The sequence below is a fragment of the Mesorhizobium silamurunense genome, assembly GCF_014843825.1.
GTDB classification, from domain to species: Bacteria; Pseudomonadota; Alphaproteobacteria; order Rhizobiales; family Rhizobiaceae; genus Mesorhizobium; species Mesorhizobium silamurunense.
The window spans coordinates 1-1680 of record NZ_JHQR01000350.1 but is presented as its reverse complement, the minus strand read 5'-3'; the positions used below and the strand labels follow the sequence as shown (position 1 = coordinate 1680).

The 1680-nt window shown below is 63.9% G+C and carries 2 protein-coding genes and 2 pseudogenes; 2 read left to right on the top strand and 2 right to left on the bottom strand.

All coding sequences use genetic code 11. The features are described from left to right. A pseudogene (locus tag DH10_RS32555) lies at positions 1-418 on the bottom strand (WD40 repeat domain-containing protein); the annotation flags it as partial. A gap of 318 nt (positions 419-736) precedes the next feature. Here DH10_RS32555 and DH10_RS38370 point away from each other — a divergent pair. Together DH10_RS38370 and DH10_RS32550 are read left to right on the top strand one after the other, a co-directional pair. Beyond that, positions 737-838, top strand: coding sequence for a putative RiPP precursor (locus DH10_RS38370; protein WP_376774850.1), 102 nt, complete (start codon positions 737-739; stop codon positions 836-838). A gap of 31 nt (positions 839-869) precedes the next feature. Then, on the top strand, positions 870-968 hold the full coding sequence (locus DH10_RS32550; RefSeq protein WP_192247403.1) for a putative RiPP precursor: 99 nt from the start codon (positions 870-872) through the stop codon (positions 966-968). A gap of 83 nt (positions 969-1051) precedes the next feature. On the opposite strand, the pseudogene DH10_RS32545 reads toward DH10_RS32550, so the two are convergent. Then, positions 1052-1680, bottom strand: a pseudogene (locus DH10_RS32545) (hypothetical protein); the annotation flags it as partial.

Genomic DNA, 1680 nt, shown 5'->3' with positions numbered 1-1680 from the left:
ACACGGGCCCGGCCGATGGCGGCGCCGGTTGCGCCGGAGCGGTGGCGACTTCCTTCGGCTGCGCCGGCTGTTCGCGGACGGCTTCCCGCCACGGGCCGAACTGGTCGGCGACGATGACGAACAGCGCAATGAGCGGCACGGCAAGCACGATACGGCGCAGCGTAGAACGCCCGGTAGGCACGATCTCGGCATCGCGGCCAAAGAGAGGCGCCGAAGGATCATGCCTTGCCGCCGCCGGCAGCAGACCGGCAAGGAACAAAAACCCGGCGAGAATCGAAAGCACGCCCGCAGCGCCGAAGATCTCGGCGCTCGTCGTGGCCGGGGGTTTGCCGCCCAGCGCCACACAGAGCTTGGCGAAGCAGGCGAAGCCGACGACGAGCATCGCCAGCGCCAGCAGGCTGTCGGTCGATCCTTTCATCTATCCCCCAGCCGCCTTCAATGGCGGAAGCCACCAGCCATCTTAGCGGAGCTTGGCGCGGAGGCTAAGTGCAAGACATCACACGAGGAACGATAAATGTGCTTTGGCCAAGCATGTCTTTTCGATCGAGTGATGCCTTCTCGGATTTACACGCCCGGCCGACCAAATCGCCATGCCCGGCTCTCTCGCACCGTGACCGACCGACACTGTGAGCAGAAAGCCACATTTTCCCAAGAATAGACGGGACTGCTAGCCGGCTTGGTTGACAGGAAAGGCCCTTGTGACATCGTCCGACGGGGATTTTTAGGAGAGCTTGGCATGAAGAAGATTTATGAGAGGCCTTCCCTGGTGAAAAAGGGCCGGCTTTCGGCAGTCACTGCGCAGGTGGCTCCATCCACACAGCCGCCGCCGCTGACTTAAACGATTTTGAGACAGTGATAAGGGGGTTATCATGAAGAAGACCTACGAGAAGCCGACCTTTGTCCGCAAAGGCAAGCTTTCGGCGACCGTTGCGGCAGTTGTTTCACTCGCCAACGGCGCGGCAGCGTAGTCGGACAGTCGGATTGCAACCTGCCGGCAGTACTCGCACGGAGCAGCCTGCCGGCGAAAGGCTGCGCATTTTCGGCACACTCTTCAGAGCGCCAGCACCAGATCATCTAGCACCATCTGCCAGTGATGCGTCGTCGACAGGCGTACACGCGTCACCGCCTTCAGCATCGGCGCGTGGTGAACCGGCGCCAGCGCCGACAGCGCGACGTCGTCGCGCGCGACCAACTCGTCCCCCAGCCAGCTTTCGACCAGCGCGGTCTCCCCCTCTGAGCGCAGCCATGCGGCAGTCAGCATCACCGAATGGAAGCCGAAGGGCGCAGCGCGGCTGAACTCTGCCGGATGGCCGCTGCTGGTGTAGGCGATGTAGGCGCCCGAGACGTTGCCGTTGACATAGCCCTCGCTGTTCTTGGTGTGGTCACGCGACATGGCGTTGAGATTGTACCAGCCGAGCCCGGCATGGCCCGACGGTATCTTGCACAGGCCGCGGGTGGTGACATCGTCGAAGCCGATGGTGCTGAGCGCCGCATCGGGCTCAAGCGCGCCGGGCGCGAGCAGGCCAAGCTCGGCCGGATAGGCCGACAACGCGAGGCGCCGGTCGAGCCCGCCGCCGGCAATCACGATCTCATCCGCTTCGCCCGCGAGAGTAAAGCGGAAGGCCTCGCCCGGGCTGAGCGGCCGACTGTCGAGCAGCCGGCCCTTGCCCATCACGGATA

Excerpts from the sequence above, each read along its gene's own strand:
- DH10_RS32550 (WP_192247403.1), top strand. The coding sequence starts at position 870 with ATGAAGAAGACCTACGAGAAGCCGACCTTTGTCCGCAAAGGCAAGCTT.
- DH10_RS38370 (WP_376774850.1), top strand. The coding sequence starts at position 737 with ATGAAGAAGATTTATGAGAGGCCTTCCCTGGTGAAAAAGGGCCGGCTT.